Raw genomic sequence first — 19,748 nt, 5'->3', positions numbered from 1 at the left:
AATATCAATCAAATAAGTATAGGGTTGTGAAAATCAAAAACGAATGATGGTCTTAGACTTGGCTTGATCTTCATCATTCGTTTTATTATTTTAAATCAAAATGTAAGCTTAGCTAATCTGAACAATTTTCAGCTGGCCGTCAGCTCCTGTAAAGCTGATGCTTCTGGTTGCTGGATTGTAGCTGAAAGTCTCTGGGCTGACACCGTAGAGCTGAGAAAGCTCCTGCAATTTCTGGTTGAATGCTTCCTCTGACATGCCAAAACTCGCTGCTAAGCTTGATTGACCAGCTGGATTTGCAGTTGTCGAAGCTTCTGCTGGTTTGTCAGATTGGTTTTGAGCTGCTTCTCTAGTAGCAGATTCGGAAGGTAGATTGCTAGTTTGCGAGGTTTCTGGAGCACTGCTGCTGGATGACTGACTAGAAGCAGGCTGTTCAGCCTGTGCTTTTAGGAAGCCTTTTTGCACCGCATAGGCATCTGCTGCTTGACGATCAGCTTCTGACAAGTCTTTCTTGTAGATATAATGCTCGTGGTCCAGATGGGCTACTCGATAGCCTTGCTCGTCCGCTCCGACCATATCCTGCAGATTAAAGTGATAGACGTCATCGTCCCTATGCTGAGAATCAGAGTCGCTTGCCCCCTCAGGATGGACGAGTGACTGCTGGAAGGCTAGGATTTCCTTGAGCAGCTCTTTCTTGTCTGTAGCTCTCTGTCCAAGCTTATCAAAAAGCTGGTCCAGCTGCTGGTATTGCTGCTCACTACCTTGATTCTTTTCCAAATACTGATGGATCGACATGAGCAGATTATAAAGCTGTTGATAAACTTCCTGATTTTCCGTATTAGCTGGCTCTTCCTTTTGTCCGGCAATAGTTCGGCTCATCTGATCCAAAAGCTTCTGACTTGCTGCCAGCAGAGCTTGCTTATCCGAGCTGCTGCTTTTTAACTCCTTGCCTAATTCCAAGATTCTAGCTGCATAGTCTGCCCGGCTGTTTTGGTCCTTTACTTCTCCAAGCAGTTCCTGAGCTTTTCCAAGAAAGACAAGGGCTTGAGCGCTCTTCTCGCTCTCATCCGAGGTGCCAAAATCATCATAAATCCCCTTCAAAAAGTCATAAATCATGGCTTTGTAGGTTGGCTGATTTGGCTCTCCCTGATCCAGATCGGTTTTTTCATAGGACGGAGAAGGTTGGCCGCTAGCAAGGGCTGCTGTAATCTCTTTCTTAGTCTGATAGAGGGCAGGGAAAAGCTGCTGAAGATTGGTCGCTTCTATAAAGGCTTGAGACTTATAGAGAGTCAAGGTCAGCCCAGCTGCTTTTCTGCGCAGCTCAGGGGTCAAGCGCCCATCCTCTAATGCTTGGTAGAAATAGCGAATATAATCAACCGCTGTGACGCCTGTCCGATCATGATAATCTTCTAAAGCTGATAGTAATTGTCCTAGCTCTGCCATTTCAGCTTGATTCTGGCCAGCATAAGCATTTTGCAGACGCTGTAGCAAGTCAGCTTTCTTCAGTCCATAGCTATCCGTGTCAAGTCGGTTCATTCTCTCCAAAAGTCCTTGATAGCTCTTGTCCAGCTCGGTCTCTTGGATTGGCTTGACCGTCTGATCCACATGGATAAACTGCTTATCAAAGTTATCCAGACTGCTCAGATAACCAGCTGTTGAGTTGCTTGGCAGCTTCTTCATGGTTTCTACAAACTGCCCCAAAGCAAGCTCAATCCGCCGCTGCATAAGAGGATCATCGGCATAGAGACGCTGACTGTCTGCTTTTAGGCTTTCTACTTTTTGCAAAACAGCAGCCTCATCATAATCGCCCTGCTCATACTTAGATTGAATCTGAGGCAGACGATTTTTCAAGGCTTCTGCTGCGCCCTTGGACTGGATTTTGATATAGTGGTTATGGTCGCCATGAGGAATAACAAACTGACCATCTTCCACCTGCAGACTGTAAGGCGAAAGACCTGAGCGCAAGGCTGTTGTGTAGAGTTCATTCATGAAGTCCAGCTCTGCATTGCCTGTTACCAGAGGAATGCGAACATGCTCCTTGCGGACAGCATAGGGGTGGATATGCGTCGGATCATAGGCCTGATCAGGGTTATTAAAAACAAAGAAGCCATTTGAAATGCGAACTGCCTCCTTGGGAACGCCATAGGTTTGGCAGATATAAGCAATCTTTTCCTCATCGCTGGCATCGCGTGAATAACGTTCAGCGTCATTGACTGCTGCAGACGGTTTTACTGGTTGCTGCTTAGCCAAGACCCGCTCCGCTGCTTGAATCTGTTCAGCAGTCAAGTCTTTCTTGTAAAAGTAATGAGCATGGTCTCCGTGCGATACCATGTAGCCTTGGTCGTCCTTGCCAATGACAGCCTCCGCATGAAAACCATGGTCGTGATCAAGCTGTGATGGTAGCTGAGGCTTCAAAGCTTGCAGTGGATCGCCCAGCGGCTCATAAGTATAACCAATAGGAATCAAGCGGGCAATCTTCGCTTCCAAGTCTGACAGCTTGTCATAAGGAATGAAATGATGATGGTCTCCGTGGGGTATAACGACCCCATTTTCTGTCCGACGACTGATTTTCAGCGGGTCAAACACCACGCCGTCTCCTTCATGATAGCGCTGAGACTGAGGCAGGGCATAGAGTTGCTGCAGCAGACTTGGTAAAGATGGCTGAGATGGTTGAGTCGGCTGAAGCGGATTTGGCGGATTCGGCTGAGTAACCGCTAAGCCAGGACTTGGCTGCTCAATCTTTGAATGATTTGGCAGCTGTGGAGACGGATTTGAGACTGGCCCACCCTGATTGATAGCACTATTCTGATTCCATGTGTTGGAAGAAGCTATTGTCCTACCGTAGTTAGGCGGATTCACACTTCCTCCGGTCTGCCTGCTATTCCAGTAGCTCTGAGCCGCAGCCAATTCTGCTGGTGACAGGTCGCTCTTAGGAATGTAGTGAAAATGCCCGCCATGCGGCACGATAAAAGCATCACCAGTATCTTCGATGATATCAGACGGACTAAACGTATAACCATCATCCGTCCTATATCCCCCTTGGCCTTGGTAAGAAACTCCTGCAAGGTCTGCTGCCGTCTTTCCCGCAGCTAAGGACTTGCTGGGCTGGCTGAAATCGCGAGTCTTGCTTGATTTTGCAGTGGAAGATTCGCCACTATCGCCTTCTTCCTTGGTCTTATGCAGCTTCTTCTGCCTAGCAATCTCATCCACTGAGCGGACATTACTGGTATGTTTGGCATCCTTGAGGTAGAGATAATACTTCCCCTCCACCTTGATGATATAACCATCCTTGACCTCATTGACAATATCTGTTTGCTGCAGCGTGTAGTTAGGATCTCGGATAATCAACTCTTCGCTGATAATGGCATCAAAAGGCACCTTTCCATCAAAGTAATGATAATGGTCTCCATGGGAAGTGACATAGCCCTGATCTGTGATTTTCACGACAATCTGCTCTGCTTCAATACCTTCCTCATCATTGATTTGGTCAGGTGTCAAATTTTTATCCGTCTTGTCACCCGAAGTCTTGTCCTCAATATAGGCTACTTTGTTATCTTTGGTCTGAGTTCGAGGTTGAACTTGCCATTGGATAAGCCCATAAGTTCCGACGCCGAGAGCTAATACAGCTGCTGAAACAAGGAAATATTTCTTTTTCATGATTGTCTTTTATCCTTTCAAATCTTTAGCTAAAACTGCTAGATTTTTTTCTAAATTTTCTAAATAAGATAGTTGGTTAGCTGGGTCTGCTTCCAGAGGATTCAGCTCCTTAATTTGTACACCTGTTGCCTTGACCAAGGTTTGAGCCACTTTGGAAGAAGCATTGCTTTCCACAAAAATGGTCTTCACCTGGTGCTCCTTGACAAAGTCTTCTATCTCTGTCAGCTGACGCGGACTAGGCTCCTGCTCCGGTGAAATACCCGCAATGCCCAACTGGGTCAGCCCGAAGCGCTTGGCCAGATAAGAAAAGGCTGTATGCTGGGTGACAAAGGTTTTGTTGGGCGCTTTATCGAAAATCTCCTGATAGCGTTCTGTCAGTTTTTTGGCCTCTTCTTGAAATTTTCGAGCATTGGCCTGATAAGTATCCCGATGGTCGCTATCCAGCTCCGACAGTTTGTCAGCGATAATCTGAGCTTCCTCTGCGGCCTTCTGAGGATCCAACCAGGTATGGGGGTCATAGAGCGTCTTCTCATCCACTCCCTCTCCCGCTTGGACATCTTCCAAGCCAGCGACTCGATCCAACTCCATTCCCTGGGAAGCCTCAAGGACTTGAACCTTGGAATTCTTGAGACTAGGATTCAGCTCTCCAGCCCAGGACTCCAAGGTCCGTGAGTGATAGACAAAGACATCTGCCTCATAGATGGCTGCCACATCATTGGCTGAAGGCTCAAAATCATGAATGCCGCTACTAGACTGAATCATGCGCACGTCATTCAGCTCGCCCGATATAGCCTTAACCATGGAGTAAATAGGATAAAAGCTGGTTACGATCTTCAAGCCTTGCGGCGGGCTGGATGGACTAGATTCTTTTTGTGACTGACACCCCCAGAGACACAAGGCCAGGGCCAGCAGACTAAGGCATGCTGAGAATTTTAAAGCGTGTTTCACAATATCTCCTTAACTAATTATTAACCGGTTTATTAACCGGTTAATATCATACACCTTGTCAACTTCTTTGTCAAGTTTTTTTAAGAAAATAAAGCAAAAAGGAAGTAAGATTCTTTCCCACTTCCTCTTTGCTTTTAATTCCAATATATTGAAAGGTTATTTAATATTACTATTCAAGGACAGAATAAGCTTGGACAGATGCTTTTCTCAAAGATTACTTTTCCGACTTGCAGACGGTAAAATGACAATCTGGAAGTCAAAAATCGTTCTATATCGCTTCTGTAGTGAAACTGCGGCTTTCCAGCACTTTCAGCATGGCATCAGCTGTGTCCAAGGCTGTGAAAAGTGGAACTCCGTGCTCAATAACTGAGCTGCGGATTATTTGACCATGCTTATCTGCTGTCCGCTTGGTTCCGACCGTGTTGATAATAGCCTGAACCTTGCCCTTGCGGATATAGGCTGGGATGTCCTTGTTATCATCACTGCCGATTTTTTCTACCAGACGGACGTGTAGGCCATGATTTTCAAAATAAGAGGCTGTTCCCTTGGTTGCCCAGATACCATAGCCAATATTGGCAAAACGCTGAGCCAGCTGCAGGGCTTCTTCCTTGCTATCGTCTGCAATAGTAAAGACGACATTACCAAAGTTTGGCAGATGGAGATAGGAAGCCTCAAAAGCCTTGTAGAGCGCTTTTTCCAAAGTTCGGTCGCTGCCCATAACTTCGCCGGTAGACTTCATTTCAGGTCCCAAGAGACTGTCGACCTTCGCCAGCTTGGTAAAGGAGAAGACTGGCGCCTTGATATGAACCATGGAACTTTCTGGATGAAGACCGTCCTCATAGCCCAGCTCTGCCAAAGTTTCCCCAAGGATCAAACGAGTCGCTACTTGCGCCATCGGAATATCGGTCACCTTGGACAAGAAAGGAACAGTCCGGCTGGCCCGTGGATTGACCTCAATGACATAGACCTGCTCATCTTTGATGACGAACTGAATATTCATCATGCCGATACAGTTGAGTCCCAGAGCCAAACGCTTGGTATAGTCTGCAATAGTATCCTTGACTTTCTGAGATAGGGTTTGTGGAGGATAGGCCGCCATGGAATCCCCTGAGTGAACTCCTGCCCGCTCGATATGCTCCATAATCCCAGGAATCAAGACCTGACGACCATCAGAAATAGCATCAACCTCACACTCATCACCGACAATGTAAGAATCAACCAAAACCGGATGGTCTGGACTGGCCTTAACCGCTGTCCGCATATAAGAGCGTAGATCCGCTTCGTTTTCTACGATTTCCATAGCACGACCACCCAAGACATAGGAAGGCCGCACCAGAACGGGGAAGCCAATCTTACGAGCAGCCTCTACTGCTTCCTCTTCATTAGTGGCTGTCTGACCCGGCGGCTGCGGAATATCCAGTTCCTTCAGCGCTTGCTCAAAGAGATCCCGGTCCTCAGCTCGATCCAAGTCCGCTACTTGGGTACCTAAAATCTTAACACCTGCCTTGGACAGTGGCTCTGCCAGATTAATGGCTGTCTGCCCACCAAACTGTACGATAACTCCTTTAGGCTGCTCCAGCTCAATGACATTCATGACATCTTCAAAGGTCAGCGGCTCAAAGTAGAGCTTGTCAGAGACAGAAAAGTCAGTCGATACAGTCTCTGGATTGCTATTCATGATAATCGCTTCATAGCCAGCTGCCTGAATAGCCTTTACAGAATGAACAGTCGCATAGTCAAACTCGACCCCCTGTCCGATTCGGATAGGACCAGAGCCCAGCACCAGAACTGATTCCTTGCTGGATTTGACAGATTCATTTTCAAAGCCATAGGTAGAATAGAAATAAGGCGTCGCAGACTCGAACTCAGCAGCACAGGTATCCACCATCTTGTAAACCGGCACAATCTTCTGCTCCTGCCGGATGCGACGCACCTGCTCGGCTGTCATGTCCCACAAGGCTGCAATCTTAGTATCCGCAAAGCCATTTTGCTTGGCTTTCTTGAGCACATAGCTATCTCCGATATGACTGGCCAGCTCCTGCTCAATTTCGTAAATGTGGAGTAACTTATCCAGAAAAAAAACATCAATCTTAGTCAACTCAGCAATTTCATCCGGACTGTATCCGCGGCGAATGGCCTCTGAGATATAGAAAAGTCGGTCGTCTTGCGCCTTGACAATCTTCCTCATCAGCTCGTCATCGCTTACTTGACTGAGAGCAGGCAACTCGTTGTGGTCCGCACCAACTTCAAGAGAACGGCAAGCCTTGAGCAGACTCTCCTCAATATTACGCCCGATAGCCATGACTTCCCCGGTCGCCTTCATCTGGGTTCCCAGACGGCGCTCACCCTGCTCAAACTTATCAAATGGAAAGCGTGGAATCTTAGCGACCACATAGTCCAGAGCCGGCTCAAACATGGCATAGGTAGAGCCTGTCACCGGATTGATGATTTCATCCAATGTAAGCCCGACCGCGATTTTCGCTGCCAACTTGGCAATCGGATAGCCAGTCGCCTTAGAGGCAAGGGCAGATGAGCGGGAAACCCGAGGATTGACCTCAATGACATAGTACTTAAAGCTATGCGGGTCCAGAGCCAGCTGTACATTACAGCCCCCCTCAATCTTCAGCGCACGGATAATCTTGAGACTGGCGTCCCGCAGCATCTGGTATTCATAGTCTGAGATAGTCTGACTAGGTGCAAAGACGATTGAATCCCCTGTGTGGATGCCGACTGGGTCAAAGTTTTCCATATTACAGACAACCAGCGCATTATCTGCGCCGTCCCGCATGACTTCGTATTCGATTTCCTTAAAGCCCGCTATGGAGCGCTCGATCAGACACTGGGTAACCGGAGAGAGTTTGAGGCCGTTTTCTGCGATTTCCTGCAACTCTTCCTCATTGCTACAGATACCGCCGCCAGTTCCTCCCAGTGTAAATGCTGGACGGACAATGACTGGATAGCCGATGTCAGCCGCAAATTCCAGTGCTTCATCAACTGTATTGACAATTTCTGACTCAGGGATGGGCTGGCCTAACTCTTCCATCAGCTGCTTGAAGAGATCCCGGTCTTCCGCTTGGTCAATGGCCGATAACTTGGTCCCTAAGAGTTCCACTCCCAGCTCTTCTAAAAGCCCTGACTTGGATAGTTCCATGGCCATATTGAGTCCAGTCTGGCCGCCCAGAGTAGGCAGCAGAGCATCCGGCCGCTCCTTACGTAATATCCGCGCAACAAACTCCAGCGTGATAGGCTCGATATAAACTCGGTCTGCAATTTCTTTGTCCGTCATAATGGTCGCTGGATTAGAATTAACCAAGACGACACTGTAGCCCTCTTCTTTCAAGGACAGGCAAGCCTGGGTCCCGGCATAGTCAAACTCCGCAGCCTGACCGATAACGATAGGACCAGAACCGATGACCATAATTTTCTGAATATCTTTACGTTTTGGCATAGTGCACCTCTCAATCTTGCTTCCTAGTAAGCCTGATGGGCATCCATCATTTCCATAAACTCATCAAAGAGATAATCTGCATCATGCGGTCCCGGCGCAGCATCCGGGTGGAACTGCACAGAAAAAGCTGGATAGTCCCGATGGCGCACACCTTCGACAGACTTATCATTGATTTCTTCATGAGTCACAATCAGGCATTCTGGCAAATCCTCACGACTGACTGCGTAGCCGTGATTTTGACTGGTAAAGTCAACTCGGCCTGTCGCAATCTCACGCACCGCATGGTTGAAGCCACGGTGGCCAAACTTCATCTTATGCGTCTTGGCACCGTTAGCCATGGAGAAGAGCTGATGTCCCATACAGATTCCGAAAATTGGAATCTTGCCCTGAACACCACGAATCATGTCCAAAGCCTCCGGCACATCTTTCGGATTTCCCGGTCCATTGGACAGCATGACGCCGTCAGGATTGAGCTGGAGAATTTGCTCAGCGCTGGTATCATATGGCACCACTGTCACGCTGCAGTTGCGCTTGGCTAACTCCCGCAGGATAGAATGCTTAAGACCAAAGTCCACCAATACCACACTGCGACCCGTTCCCGGAGCTGGATAGGACTGCTTGGTAGACACCTGCTTGATGTTATCAGTTGGCAGAACAGTCGCCTGCAGCTGGTCTTGCAAATGCTCAATACTATCATCCGCATTGGCAATGGTTGCCCGCATGGTTCCATGCTGGCGGATAATCTTGGTTAGCGCCCTTGTATCAATTCCCGAAATGCCTGGTATCTTCTTGATTTTAAGAAACTCATCCAAAGACAATTGCTGGCGCCAATTGCTGGCACGACGTGCATACTCATAAACCACCACTCCCTTGCAGGTCGGCAGAATGGATTCATAATCGTCCCGATTGACACCATAATTTCCAACCAAGGGATAGGTAAAGGTCAAAATCTGGCCGTTATAAGACTGGTCCGTAATCGATTCCTGATAGCCCGTCATGCCTGTGTTAAAGACGATTTCGCCTGTCACGAAAAGATCCGCTCCAAAAGCTTCCCCTTCGAAAATCATGCCATTTTCTAATATTAAAAGTCTCTTTGCCATTGTTCCCTCCTGTCCAAGATGCAGACCGCCCACGACCATCCACATAAGATATATAATAATAGGGAGTGGGATTGCTTCACACAGCTTCACCCACTCCCGGCCTACTGTCCGAGATTATTGACGACCTTTCAAAACCGCTTCGATAATAGCCATTCTGACAAAGACGCCGTTAGTCATTTGTTCAACGATACGCGATTTTGGTGCTTCGACCAGATGATCCGCAATTTCTACATCACGGTTAACCGGAGCCGGATGCATCAGAATCGCCGTATCTTTCATGCGGTCATAACGCTCTTGAGTCAGACCATGCAGTCTGTGGTAATTTTCTTTAGAAAAGATGGACTCGTAGTCATGACGCTCATGCTGCACGCGCAGGAACATCATGACATCCACTTGATCAATCACCTCATCAATGGTGACAAACTTACCATAGTCCGCAAACTCTTGGCTCCGCCATTCTTCCGGTCCAGCAAAGTAGAGCTCTGCCCCCAATCGCTTGAGAATCTGCATGTTTGACTTAGCCACGCGTGAATGGTCCAAGTCACCAGCAATCGCAACCTTGAGTCCTTCAAAGCGACCAAACTCTTGATAAATGGTCATCAAATCCAGCAAGCTTTGGCTAGGATGCTGACCAGAACCGTCTCCTCCGTTTACGATAGAAGTCGTAATGGTTGGGCTTTCGACAAGCTCTTTGTAATAGTCCACTTCAGGGTGACGAATGACACAAACATCAACGCCGAGGGCAGACATGGTCAGGATAGTGTCATACAAGGTTTCTCCTTTATTGACCGAGCTGGTCTTGACATCAAAGTCCAGAAGATCGCAACCCAACTTCAACTCCGCTACCTCAAAGGCTTTGTGGGTACGAGTCGAAGGTTCAAAGAAGAGGTTAGACACGATATGCTGCTCATCATAATGGACTTTAGCGCCATTTTTAAATTCGATTCCGCGTTTAATCAAGGCCATAACTTCTTCATTTGACAGAGTTTCCATAGAAACAAGGTTCTTAAGAGCGATTTGATTGGATGACATGATGTAATTCTCCTTTATGAAAGAATGAGGGCTTCCAGAGTGCTGCAAGTAAAGTCGCTCTGAGAGCAAGCTATTTTTGAACGAAAGTTAATGATTTAGCGCCTAGCTCAATCCTTGGGCTCAGGCAGAACAAGATAGAGGACAATTCCCAGAATAGTTGATAAGGCAACTCCTGAGATTTGCAGACCCGACAGCTGCAAGGTCAGACCGCCGATGCCAGATACCAAGATGACACTGGCAATCAAGAGGTTCTTTTTATTGTCAAAGTTGGTCTGTGCTTCGATCAGAATTTTGAGACCGCTCGAAGCAATTACCCCAAAGAGGGCGATGGAAATACCACCCAGCACAGGACTCGGGATGGATTGGAGCAGGGCTGAGACCTTGCCCACAAAGCTCATGACAATAGCCAGCACTGCTGCGCCAGCAATGACATAGACGCTGTAGATTTTATTGAGCGCCATGACTCCGATATTCTCTCCATAGCTAGTCACCGGCGGTGCTCCGAAAAGCCCTGCAATAATCTGAGCCAGACCATCACCAGTCAAGGTCTTGTCCAGTCCTGGATCCTTGAAGAAGTCCTTACCTGTCAAGCTATTCAGTACCATGACATGCCCGAAGTGTTCTGTCATGGTTACAAAGGCAATAGGCGCCATGGTTAAAATCGCACTAGGATAAAATTTCACATCGTAGTCCAAGAAAGGCAGACTCATGGGCGGAAGGTGGAACCAAGAAGCTTCTCCTACCTTGGCAAAAGAAACGATTTCCTGCCCAGTCACGATTCCTAGAATCAAGCTAAAGATGTAGCCGACTATCAAGCCTAGCAAGACAGGGATGATTCCCACAATCTTCTTACCATAGATATTAAAGAGGATGACTGCCAAGAGAGTGACCATTCCGATAATGAAGTAGGTCAAATCATACACCTTTTCGCCATTAGCTACAGTCTTATTCATCACATCGCTAACAGCTGTCCCAGCCAAGCTCAGACCGATGACCATGATGATAGGCCCTACCACTACTGGCGGCAGCACCTTGTCAATCCAAGCATTACCAGCAAACTTGACAATCAGTGCTACGATGAAATAAACCAAACCACCGGTAATGGCTCCCTGAGCAACCGCTCCGATACCATCTGTCTTCATCAGCATCTGCATAGCTGCGATATAAGCAAAGCTGGATCCCATGTAAGCCGGAATCTTGTACTTGGTAACAGTCAGATGGGCCAGTGTCCCCAGACCGCTGGAAAAAAGAGCTACCGCGGGGTCAATTCCCACCAGAATCGGTACCAAGACCGTCGCCCCAAACATGGCGAACAAGTGCTGAAAGGATAGTCCTAAAAGCAGACCTGGCTTTGGCATATCATGCACATCATACTTAACATCTTGACTCATTTAGCTTATTACTCCCCCATAATCAACACGCGATCTTGACCGTCTGTCTCGGTCATCTCAACGATAATCTCCTCAGTTTGGCTAGTCGGAATGTTCTTGCCAACATAGTCTGCCCGTATAGGCAGCTCACGGTGACCACGGTCTACCAAGACAGCCAGACCAACCCTAGACGGCCGTCCGTGACTGACCAGATTGTCAATAGCTGCTCGAATGGTCCGTCCTGTGTAGAGGACATCGTCGATTAGGATTACTTGACGGTCGGTAATATCTACTGGAATCACTGTCGTATCTTCCTCAACCTTGATATCATCTCGGAAAGGCTTGGTATCTACTTCTGCGACCGGAATATCAATATTCTCCAACTGAGCCAACCGCTTCTGAATGCGGTGTGCCAAGTGAACCCCGCGGGTCTTAATGCCAGCCAAGACTACTTGGTTCAAGTCCTTGTTGCGCTCGATGATTTCATAGGTAATCCGCGTAATCGCGCGATTCATGGTGATGTCATCGACAACTTCTTTTGTTTTCATTCTTTCCTCCTCAAACAACAGAAAAAGTCTCCTTATTACAAGGAGACTTCAGAAAAATCTAGTCAGGCAAGCTAAAACAAGACGCACTTGCTTACACTCCACCCATCTTTTTACTTGCTCCTTGTCTATCTCTCTGGATAGAATTAAAGGATTATTTAATTTTTTATACTATATCACAAATTCAAAACTATTTCAAGAAAAAAATTGTATTTTTTCTGTTTGACTAAATAAGGATTAGTGAAATCTGTTTTTCATCTACAAGTACAAGTCTCTAAGAAGTCTTCTTTTTTGAGAAAGAGATAGCTTTTATCCCGTAAAAGACAAAACCAAAAACCAGATAGGCTGCAAAGATAATCAGACACATCTGGATGACATAAGGCCAGCCTTTCTTAAAGACATTGAGGAAAAAGTAAGGAAATGGATTGTCCTTGGATCTTGGAATATCAATTTTCAAGAAAAAGCCATTAAAGAGAGCAAAGGCCATGTAGACCAAAGGCACACTCGTCCAAGAAATCGGATCAAACCAGCGGTACTGGCGCGATTTGTCAAAGATTACTGTATCCAGAAGAAAAGCCAAGGGTACTATATAATGACACAGAAAATTCTCTAGACGGTAAAAATCTGTCGCAATTGGGGCTAGCAAGAGGTGATAAACGACACAAGTAATCATGATGGACATGGTTACCCCACCCTTGATTCTCAAGATTTTTGGCGCCTTCCAAGCATCGCCAGTTCTCATCATCAGATAGACCAGATAGCCCGTAAAGAGCAGGACCAAGAGATTGGACAGAACCGTATAGTACATAAGCATGCCTACGCCATACTTAGTAATTTCCAGATACACACCCAAAAAGGCCAGGATAAAAAGAATAATTCGATAAATTAAGATAAAACGACGATTCATAGAGGCCTCAAATTTTCTTAACAAACTCTGACTTGAGCTTCATGGCACCGAAGCCGTCAATCTTACAGTCGATATTATGGTCGCCTTCTACGATGCGGATATTTTTCACGCGCGTTCCTTGCTTGAGATCCTTAGGTGCACCTTTGACTTTTAGGTCCTTAATCAAGGTAACTGTATCGCCATCAGCCAGCTTATTGCCATTAGCATCGATCGCTACTGGTCCTTCTTCTGCTTCTTGGACCTCAGCAGGATTCCATTCATAGGCACACTCTGGGCAGACCAAGAGCGTTCCATCTTCGTAAACATACTCTGAATTACATTTGGGACAGTTTGATAAGTTGTTCATTTTTTCTCCATTTCTAGTCAAGGCTGCTAAATTTCCATACCAGCCTTCTATATATGATTAAGCTCTTCTTTCATTTTTCAAGTTCAGCAGAACACTAATCGATGTGACGGTCAACTAAATCCTAAAAATCTAGTTTACTCCTATTTCCATACCTTTCTAGTATAAGCTATTTTGAGCATTTTGACAAATCTCTTTTAGGATTTCCTACAGGTCTTGACCTTTCTGCAAAAACAATGTACTATACTAGTGTATATACAGATAAAAAGGAGTCACTATGAAACCAAGATCTAAAAATCAGTTTATGACACTGACCGCTTTTTTGACTGCACTAGCTATTGTTATCCCACTAGTTATGCCGATTAAAATTGTCATACCGCCCGCTTCCTTCACCTTAGCCAGCCATGTCGCTATTTTTTTGGCTATGTTTATTTCCCCTCTCATGACGGTGATTGTCGTGATTGGGTCTGCTATTGGGTTTGGAATGTCCGGACTTCCTTTTATCATCACTCTTAGAGCCCTGTCCCACTTGCTCTTTGCTAGCATCGGCGCTCTTTATCTGCAAAAGCACCCGGACACACTGGACAGCCAGAAGAAGACTTGGATATTTAACTTCCTACTGGCCTTGATTCATGCCTTTGGTGAAGTGGTCGTCTGCATCCTCTTTTACACGACTTCTGCCTATCCTGCTAATGCTTTCTATATCTTATTTGGTCTGGTTGGACTTGGTACGGTCATCCATAGCATGGTCGACTTTGTCATTGCTAAGTTCATCTATCAAGCGCTGAAAAAGATTCGCTAGATCTTGAAGATTCCTGACTTTTGGTTTACAATGAAGCTATGACCAAGCAAAGACGAGAAGAACTATTAAACCTTTTGAAAACATCATCTGCTGCACTCAATGGCCAGTCACTGGCTGAACATTTCCATGTGACCAGGCAGATTATCGTGCAAGATATCGCCCTCTTGCGGGCTGATGGTGCCCCCATCCTCTCAACCAATCGTGGATATCTTTATAAAGACCGCCAAGAAAGCACTGCTGTTTATCAGCTCTTCAAGGTTCAGCATAGGGCTGAGGATATGGAAGCTGAGCTGCTGGCTATCGTGGATAATGGCGGCCGCGTGCAGACTATTTTGGTTGAGCATCCAGTTTACGGCGAAATTCAGACTTATCTGAAGCTGACCTGCCGCCGAGATGTCCAGCATTTTCTCCAACAGGTCGCATCCTGTGCCTTTCGCCCCTTATCTGAGTTGACAGATGGAGTCCACTATCACCTAGTACAAGCCGACTCCCAGCAGGATTTGGACTATGTAGAATCTGCCTTGAGAGACCTAGGATTTTTACAGGATAAATAACAAGCAAGAAAAAGACTGATTAGGCCCCAACCTAATCAGTCTTTTTAGTACATACTCTTGCGCCAACCGGCTTTCAAATGATAGATAGTCGCTATAAAAATCACTGATAAAACAAGCAAACTATTCTTTAAAAGAAATTAAAAAAATTAATATTCCAGAAAATACAATACTAATAATTGACAAGACCAAGACCCTAATCTCGTTTAAATCTGTGTACAAAGAATAAAGAAAAATGAGTAAATTAAGCAAAATCACTGATCTATAAAACCTAGATTGGCTCTGCTTCCATCCTTTTAAAGTATGAAAAGCAAATGGAAATCTCAAACCGAATCCAGCATTTCTAGAAGGAAAAAAATGGTTTAAGCCCAAAAGAAAAAATGCAACAATAGCAATCCATAATGAAATCATGACAGTCATCCACCTTTCTATCTTTGCACTTCAGACACAAAAGGAAACATTTTTTAATACATACTTTTTCGCCAGCCACCTTCGATCCGCTCGTGATAGTAATATTCAGATAATTCCTCATCTTCCATCATACGCAGAAGTTCAAGCATATCGTAGGCCAAGTCCAGCTGAGGCAGGCTATCCTTGTCTACCCAAGAAATCTCGCCCTCTTCTGTCGAATGAATCTGACCAGAAAAGTCGGTCGCTTTGTAACAAAAGACGATGTAGCGAATCCCTTCATCCGTATGCCAGTTCTTTACTCCGACCAATTTCGGATGAGTAATAGTCAAACCCGTTTCCTCTAAAATCTCACGGACAACTGAATCATGGAGAGACTCACCCTTCTCAATGTGACCACCCGGAAAAGCATATCCAGACCAAGGATAGCGCTCAGGAGAGCGATATTGCATTAGAAGTTTACCGCGCGATACATCTTCAACAAGGCAGATGTTTGTTAGGATTGTTTTTTGGGAACGTGACATGGGTTTTTTCCTTTCGACACAAATGGAGAATTTTACAGTGACATTGTAATAGCTCATAGCAAGTTTGTTGAGTAGAGAACCTTTGCAAATTATTAATCAATATACCGAACGCGATTGACCTTGGTTTTCATGATATAGGGATTTACTAAATCATGGTGTTCATCATATTCACCTAATAAAAAGCCCTTTCGCAAAATAATTTCACTATCATTAGTAACATAGTCCATATTAATCGGGACAGAATTTTCTGATCCGACGATGGAAAAATGAAAGAAAACAAAGAACCATGCAAAAAGAGCAGGAAATACACTCAGAATTGCCCAGACAAGATGGAACCAGCGGAACTCTCTATTTTTCAAGAAGAGAAACCATAAGTGGCAAAATATAACAGCTGCCAGAAGAAAAAGCCATTTGTTCCACAAGAGCGGAGTAAAGGACAAGCTAAAGAAACTCAATATAAAATGTAGTAAAACAAAGATAAATAACAAAATATAGAGTGCTAACCAAATAACTTTACTTGAAAATTTCCATTGCTTCACTATTTTTTCACCTTTTATCTTCCATATTTAGCTCACTCATTTCCAACCAACTCCACAATCTTCTGGAAAGTCTTGCCGTTTCGGATAGTCAGTTGCTTGTAGAAACTGGACTTGAGCAGTTTCTTATGATAGTTGGACTTGAGATAGTCCGCTTGGTCAGCATTTCTATAAAAGAAAGCCGTCTGCCCAAAATGCAGTTGCTCCTTGTCATTCGCCCAGCTGCCTGCCAGCTCTTGAACGCTCTCCTTGTCTGTCTCCGGCAGATAAAAGAGAACATCTCGCCGAAAGGCTGTTTCATCCTGCCACCAAGTAGGCAGATTGGCTCTTTCTTTTTCAAGCATGGTAGAGCTGACAAGGACGAAAGGCAGAGGGAAATCGTAAGACTGACTGAAATAAGCCGACAATATCTCCCGAATCCTCTCCTCCTGCTCCTCGCTATCAAAGAAAAGATTGCCGCTGTTGATGTAGGAAACTGGGTTTTCAAAACCCAACTCTGCTAAATCCTTCTTCAAATCAGCCATAACGACCTTGTTTTTTCCGCCGACATTGATGCCACGGAGTAAAAGTGCATAACGCATGTGTGCTCCTTGTTTATTTCTAAATAGATATTCAAACTTTATACGAATTATCAATTTTTAAGTAATAAATCATTTTTATATTGTTCTTAATTCAATTCAAAATGTAGTATCGCCATCTAAATCATTCCGCCTGAAAACCATTGCTATCTAATTTCCCATTTTCTCCCCAAACAACTACATAAACATTTTTGGGTAAGCTAGTAAAATCAATATAGTCACTTAAACTCGCACCTTCAGGAATATCTCCTTCCAGATATAGATCGAAAAACAACAGAACCTCGTAATTTTCCGATAAACGAATGAAATCTTTTCTCAAATCCTTTATTTCTTCTGCCGATGCTTCATACTTCCCTGTCTTGGGATTATACTTTAGTTCTTTTTTAATTTGAACCAAATCACGATAAAACCCTTTTTGGTCATCAGTTACATCGTAATCTAAATCTGTTCTCAGCTCCTTAAATTTCACTGGCTTTAGAACAGACTCTTTATCAAAATATAAGGTATTCAACATAGGATGAGAATTTGTATCTAAGACAGAAGAAAATATAAGATCTTTTAGTATCGAAGATGGTTCATCGTCACTATTAGCGTAATAGGAAAAAGTCCCTTCTTCTAACTTATCTGTTAAAATTTTGTTTGCGCCTTCTGTCAGTTGAACTTTTACATCATATTCATAAGAAACATGGCTAACCCAAGTTGGAATCTCTATGTTCTTAACCTTCAATCCTAAATTATCTTCAAAAGCTGTGTTCACAACATATTCAATATGCTGCTTTTCCTCTTTTGTAACAAGTTTTGTCGGCATAAATGCCCAAATAAATTGAACTATAGGTAACATGCCTATGACAAAAATTGAAATAAAGAAAATAAATATTAGTTTAATTAAATCCTTTTTCACTTCAATTCCCCCACTTAAACTTCTCTAACTTTTTTTCACATAGTGACTCATTGACTAGAGAAGCAATTAAGAGCTTAGCTTGCAACTTTGGTGCTAACTATATTTTCTAATCCATCGTCTTTATTTCCAGAATCATATCGCGAATCTGCGCCGCCAGCTCGAAATCCAGAAGTCCGGCAGCTTCTTGCATTTGGCCTTCCAGTTTCTTGACCATGTCCTCGCGCTCTTGCTTGTTGAGGCTTTCGATTTCGACAGTTTCTTCCTTGTCTGGCAGGGCAGCCTTGGTCACGCTGATCAGGTCACGGATTTCTTTCTTGATGGTCTGCGGTACAATGCCGTGCTCTTCATTATATGCCATCTGGATTGCCCGACGGCGGGCAGTTTCATCAATAGCTCGCTGCATGGACTGGGTGATGGTGTCCGCATACATAATCACATGTCCCTCGCTGTTGCGGGCTGCCCGGCCAATGGTTTGGATTAGGCCACGCTCGTTACGGAGAAAACCTTCCTTATCTGCATCAAGAATTGCAACCAGACTAACCTCAGGCACGTCGATTCCCTCGCGCAGCAGGTTAATCCCAACCAAAACGTCAAAGACACCCAAGCGCAAATCACGGATAATCTCAGTCCGCTCCAAGGTCTTGATATCCGAGTGCATGTACTTGACCTTGACACCCATTTCTTTAAAGTAGTCCGTCAAGTCTTCCGCCATCTTCTTGGTCAGGGTTGTGATAAAGGTTCGCTCATTCTTTTCGACACGGGCATTAATTTCTCCCAAAAGGTCATCAATCTGCCCCATAGTTGGGCGGACTTCCACTTCTGGATCCAGAAGCCCTGTCGGCCGGATAATCTGCTCAATAACAGTATCCGTCTGTTCATTTTCATAGTCACCCGGCGTAGCCGATACATAGACAATCTGGTGAACATGGCTCTCGAACTCCTCCCGGCGCAACGGACGGTTGTCCAAGGCAGACGGCAGGCGGAAACCATAATTAACCAGCATCTCCTTACGAGAGCGGTCGCCATTGTACATGCCCCGAATCTGTCCCATGGTCATGTGACTCTCGTCAATCATAATCAAAAAATCATCCGGGAAAAAGTCCAGAAGGGTATAAGGAGGCTCTCCTTCGCTTCGACCATCCATGTGGCGAGAATAGTTCTCAACACCGTTAGTATAGCCCATCTCGTGCAGCATTTCGATATCATACTCCGTACGCTGTTTCAAGCGTTGGGCTTCCAGAAGCTTGCCTTCCTTCTCAAAGATACCAAGCTGCTCCTCCAGCTCGGCCTGAATCTTAGCAATAGCTACTTCCATGTGGTCTTCATTGGTCACGAAGTGAGTGGCTGGGAAGATGGCCAAATGGTCCACCTCACCCAAGACTCGTCCTGTCAAGGCTTCAACCTCACGAATCCGGTCAATCTCATCTCCGAAAAACTCTACTCGAAAGGCATGCTCATCCCGAGAAGCTGGGAATATCTCTACCACATCACCACGAACCCGAAATTTCCCCCGCTGAAAGTCAATGTCATTGCGCTCAAACTGGATATCTACCAAGTCATTAAGCAGCTTATCACGAGAAATCTCTAGGCCAGGACGCAGGCTAACTACACTATCAGAGTATTCCTTAGGCGAACCCAGACCATAGATACAAGAGACCGAAGCCACGACGATCACATCATTGCGCTCCAAAAGGGCTGATGTTGCTGAGTGACGGAGCTTGTCAATCTCGTCATTGACCGAGCTATCCTTTTCAATATAAGTATCGCTGGAAGGAACATAGGCCTCAGGTTGGTAGTAATCATAGTAGGAAACGAAGTATTCCACCGCGTTATTGGGGAAAAACTCCTTGAACTCACCATAAAGCTGGCCGGCCAGCGTTTTATTATGGGCGATAACCAGAGTCGGCTTGTTGACCTGAGCAATAACCTGACTCATGGTATAAGTCTTACCAGTACCAGTCGCCCCCATGAGAATCTGGGCCTTCTCTCCTCCCTCTATATTATCCACCAGCTGCTCGATAGCCTGGGGTTGGTCACCTGAAGGCTCATATTTAGAAACCAATTCAAATTTATTATCTGTTATTCTGTTAATCATCTTTTA

General features: G+C 45.3%; 17 protein-coding genes. 2 read left to right on the top strand and 15 right to left on the bottom strand.

What is annotated here, in order from left to right; genetic code table 11:
* Positions 1-108: 108 nt before the first annotated feature.
* From K1I94_RS02295 to K1I94_RS02255, 9 genes are all read right to left on the bottom strand, one after another.
* Positions 109-3,654, bottom strand: coding sequence for a pneumococcal-type histidine triad protein (locus K1I94_RS02295; RefSeq protein WP_223314275.1), 3,546 nt, complete (start codon positions 3,652-3,654; stop codon positions 109-111).
* 9 nt (positions 3,655-3,663) lie between these two features.
* Positions 3,664-4,602 (bottom strand): metal ABC transporter solute-binding protein, Zn/Mn family, encoded by a 939-nt coding sequence (locus tag K1I94_RS02290; protein WP_002906389.1) that lies wholly within the window; start codon positions 4,600-4,602, stop codon positions 3,664-3,666.
* Between the two features lie 268 nt (positions 4,603-4,870).
* Positions 4,871-8,050, bottom strand: coding sequence for a carbamoyl-phosphate synthase large subunit (carB, locus tag K1I94_RS02285; RefSeq protein ID WP_223314274.1), 3,180 nt, complete (start codon positions 8,048-8,050; stop codon positions 4,871-4,873).
* A gap of 23 nt (positions 8,051-8,073) precedes the next feature.
* Positions 8,074-9,150 (bottom strand): carbamoyl phosphate synthase small subunit, encoded by a 1,077-nt coding sequence (locus tag K1I94_RS02280; protein WP_223314273.1) that lies wholly within the window; start codon positions 9,148-9,150, stop codon positions 8,074-8,076.
* Between the two features lie 114 nt (positions 9,151-9,264).
* On the bottom strand, positions 9,265-10,182 hold the full coding sequence (locus K1I94_RS02275) for an aspartate carbamoyltransferase catalytic subunit (protein ID WP_002917113.1): 918 nt from the start codon (positions 10,180-10,182) through the stop codon (positions 9,265-9,267).
* A gap of 107 nt (positions 10,183-10,289) precedes the next feature.
* A complete protein-coding gene (locus K1I94_RS02270) occupies positions 10,290-11,573 on the bottom strand; it encodes a uracil-xanthine permease family protein (RefSeq protein ID WP_125347999.1) in 1,284 nt (427 codons plus the stop codon).
* An 8-nt stretch (positions 11,574-11,581) separates the two neighbouring features.
* Complete coding sequence (gene pyrR, locus K1I94_RS02265) at positions 11,582-12,100, bottom strand: bifunctional pyr operon transcriptional regulator/uracil phosphoribosyltransferase PyrR (protein WP_002904664.1); 519 nt, start codon at positions 12,098-12,100, stop codon at positions 11,582-11,584.
* 271 nt (positions 12,101-12,371) lie between these two features.
* A complete protein-coding gene (locus tag K1I94_RS02260; RefSeq protein WP_002904665.1) occupies positions 12,372-13,004 on the bottom strand; it encodes a Pr6Pr family membrane protein in 633 nt (210 codons plus the stop codon).
* Between the two features lie 7 nt (positions 13,005-13,011).
* Positions 13,012-13,350 carry a zinc ribbon domain-containing protein YjdM gene (locus tag K1I94_RS02255; RefSeq protein ID WP_223314272.1) on the bottom strand — a complete coding sequence of 113 codons (339 nt, stop codon included), beginning with the start codon at positions 13,348-13,350 and terminating at the stop codon, positions 13,012-13,014.
* A gap of 274 nt (positions 13,351-13,624) precedes the next feature.
* Here K1I94_RS02255 and K1I94_RS02250 point away from each other — a divergent pair, with 274 nt between their 5' ends.
* Entirely contained in the window at positions 13,625-14,149 is a 525-nt protein-coding gene (locus K1I94_RS02250; RefSeq protein ID WP_002904666.1) for a membrane protein, read from the top strand.
* Positions 14,150-14,169: 20 nt separating this feature from the next.
* A complete protein-coding gene (locus K1I94_RS02245; RefSeq protein WP_002897397.1) occupies positions 14,170-14,703 on the top strand; it encodes a transcription repressor NadR in 534 nt (177 codons plus the stop codon).
* Between the two features lie 120 nt (positions 14,704-14,823).
* Here the strand turns inward: K1I94_RS02245 and K1I94_RS02240 are convergent, their stop codons facing one another.
* From K1I94_RS02240 to uvrB, 6 genes are all read right to left on the bottom strand, one after another.
* Positions 14,824-15,120 carry a hypothetical protein gene (locus tag K1I94_RS02240; RefSeq protein WP_002900174.1) on the bottom strand — a complete coding sequence of 99 codons (297 nt, stop codon included), beginning with the start codon at positions 15,118-15,120 and terminating at the stop codon, positions 14,824-14,826.
* A 44-nt stretch (positions 15,121-15,164) separates the two neighbouring features.
* A complete protein-coding gene (locus tag K1I94_RS02235) occupies positions 15,165-15,632 on the bottom strand; it encodes an 8-oxo-dGTP diphosphatase (RefSeq protein WP_223314271.1) in 468 nt (155 codons plus the stop codon).
* Positions 15,633-15,724: 92 nt separating this feature from the next.
* Entirely contained in the window at positions 15,725-16,171 is a 447-nt protein-coding gene (locus tag K1I94_RS02230) for a hypothetical protein (protein WP_223314270.1), read from the bottom strand.
* A gap of 32 nt (positions 16,172-16,203) precedes the next feature.
* Complete coding sequence (locus tag K1I94_RS02225; protein WP_223314269.1) at positions 16,204-16,749, bottom strand: DUF1697 domain-containing protein; 546 nt, start codon at positions 16,747-16,749, stop codon at positions 16,204-16,206.
* Between the two features lie 121 nt (positions 16,750-16,870).
* Entirely contained in the window at positions 16,871-17,647 is a 777-nt protein-coding gene (locus tag K1I94_RS02220) for a hypothetical protein (RefSeq protein ID WP_149565415.1), read from the bottom strand.
* Positions 17,648-17,753: 106 nt separating this feature from the next.
* On the bottom strand, positions 17,754-19,742 hold the full coding sequence (uvrB, locus tag K1I94_RS02215) for an excinuclease ABC subunit UvrB (RefSeq protein WP_223314268.1): 1,989 nt from the start codon (positions 19,740-19,742) through the stop codon (positions 17,754-17,756).
* Positions 19,743-19,748 lie beyond the last annotated feature (6 nt).

It is taken from the genome of Streptococcus sanguinis (genome assembly GCF_019929145.1).
GTDB lineage: Bacteria > Bacillota > Bacilli > Lactobacillales > Streptococcaceae > Streptococcus > Streptococcus sanguinis_U.
Note: the sequence above shows the minus strand (reverse complement) of the source record. Positions and strands in the feature narration are given on the sequence as shown.

Bases quoted from the DNA above. Each gene is read 5' to 3' on its own strand.
- K1I94_RS02235 (WP_223314271.1), bottom strand. From the start codon at position 15,632: ATGTCACGTTCCCAAAAAACAATCCTAACAAACATCTGCCTTGTTGAA.
- K1I94_RS02225 (WP_223314269.1), bottom strand. From the start codon at position 16,749: ATGCGTTATGCACTTTTACTCCGTGGCATCAATGTCGGCGGAAAAAAC.
- pyrR (WP_002904664.1), bottom strand. From the start codon at position 12,100: ATGAAAACAAAAGAAGTTGTCGATGACATCACCATGAATCGCGCGATT.
- uvrB (WP_223314268.1), bottom strand. From the start codon at position 19,742: ATGATTAACAGAATAACAGATAATAAATTTGAATTGGTTTCTAAATAT.
- K1I94_RS02240 (WP_002900174.1), bottom strand. From the start codon at position 15,120: ATGACTGTCATGATTTCATTATGGATTGCTATTGTTGCATTTTTTCTT.
- K1I94_RS02270 (WP_125347999.1), bottom strand. From the start codon at position 11,573: ATGAGTCAAGATGTTAAGTATGATGTGCATGATATGCCAAAGCCAGGT.
- K1I94_RS02260 (WP_002904665.1), bottom strand. From the start codon at position 13,004: ATGAATCGTCGTTTTATCTTAATTTATCGAATTATTCTTTTTATCCTG.
- K1I94_RS02295 (WP_223314275.1), bottom strand. From the start codon at position 3,654: ATGAAAAAGAAATATTTCCTTGTTTCAGCAGCTGTATTAGCTCTCGGC.
- K1I94_RS02255 (WP_223314272.1), bottom strand. From the start codon at position 13,350: ATGAACAACTTATCAAACTGTCCCAAATGTAATTCAGAGTATGTTTAC.
- K1I94_RS02280 (WP_223314273.1), bottom strand. From the start codon at position 9,150: ATGGCAAAGAGACTTTTAATATTAGAAAATGGCATGATTTTCGAAGGG.
- K1I94_RS02250 (WP_002904666.1), top strand. From the start codon at position 13,625: ATGAAACCAAGATCTAAAAATCAGTTTATGACACTGACCGCTTTTTTG.
- K1I94_RS02275 (WP_002917113.1), bottom strand. From the start codon at position 10,182: ATGTCATCCAATCAAATCGCTCTTAAGAACCTTGTTTCTATGGAAACT.
- carB (WP_223314274.1), bottom strand. From the start codon at position 8,050: ATGCCAAAACGTAAAGATATTCAGAAAATTATGGTCATCGGTTCTGGT.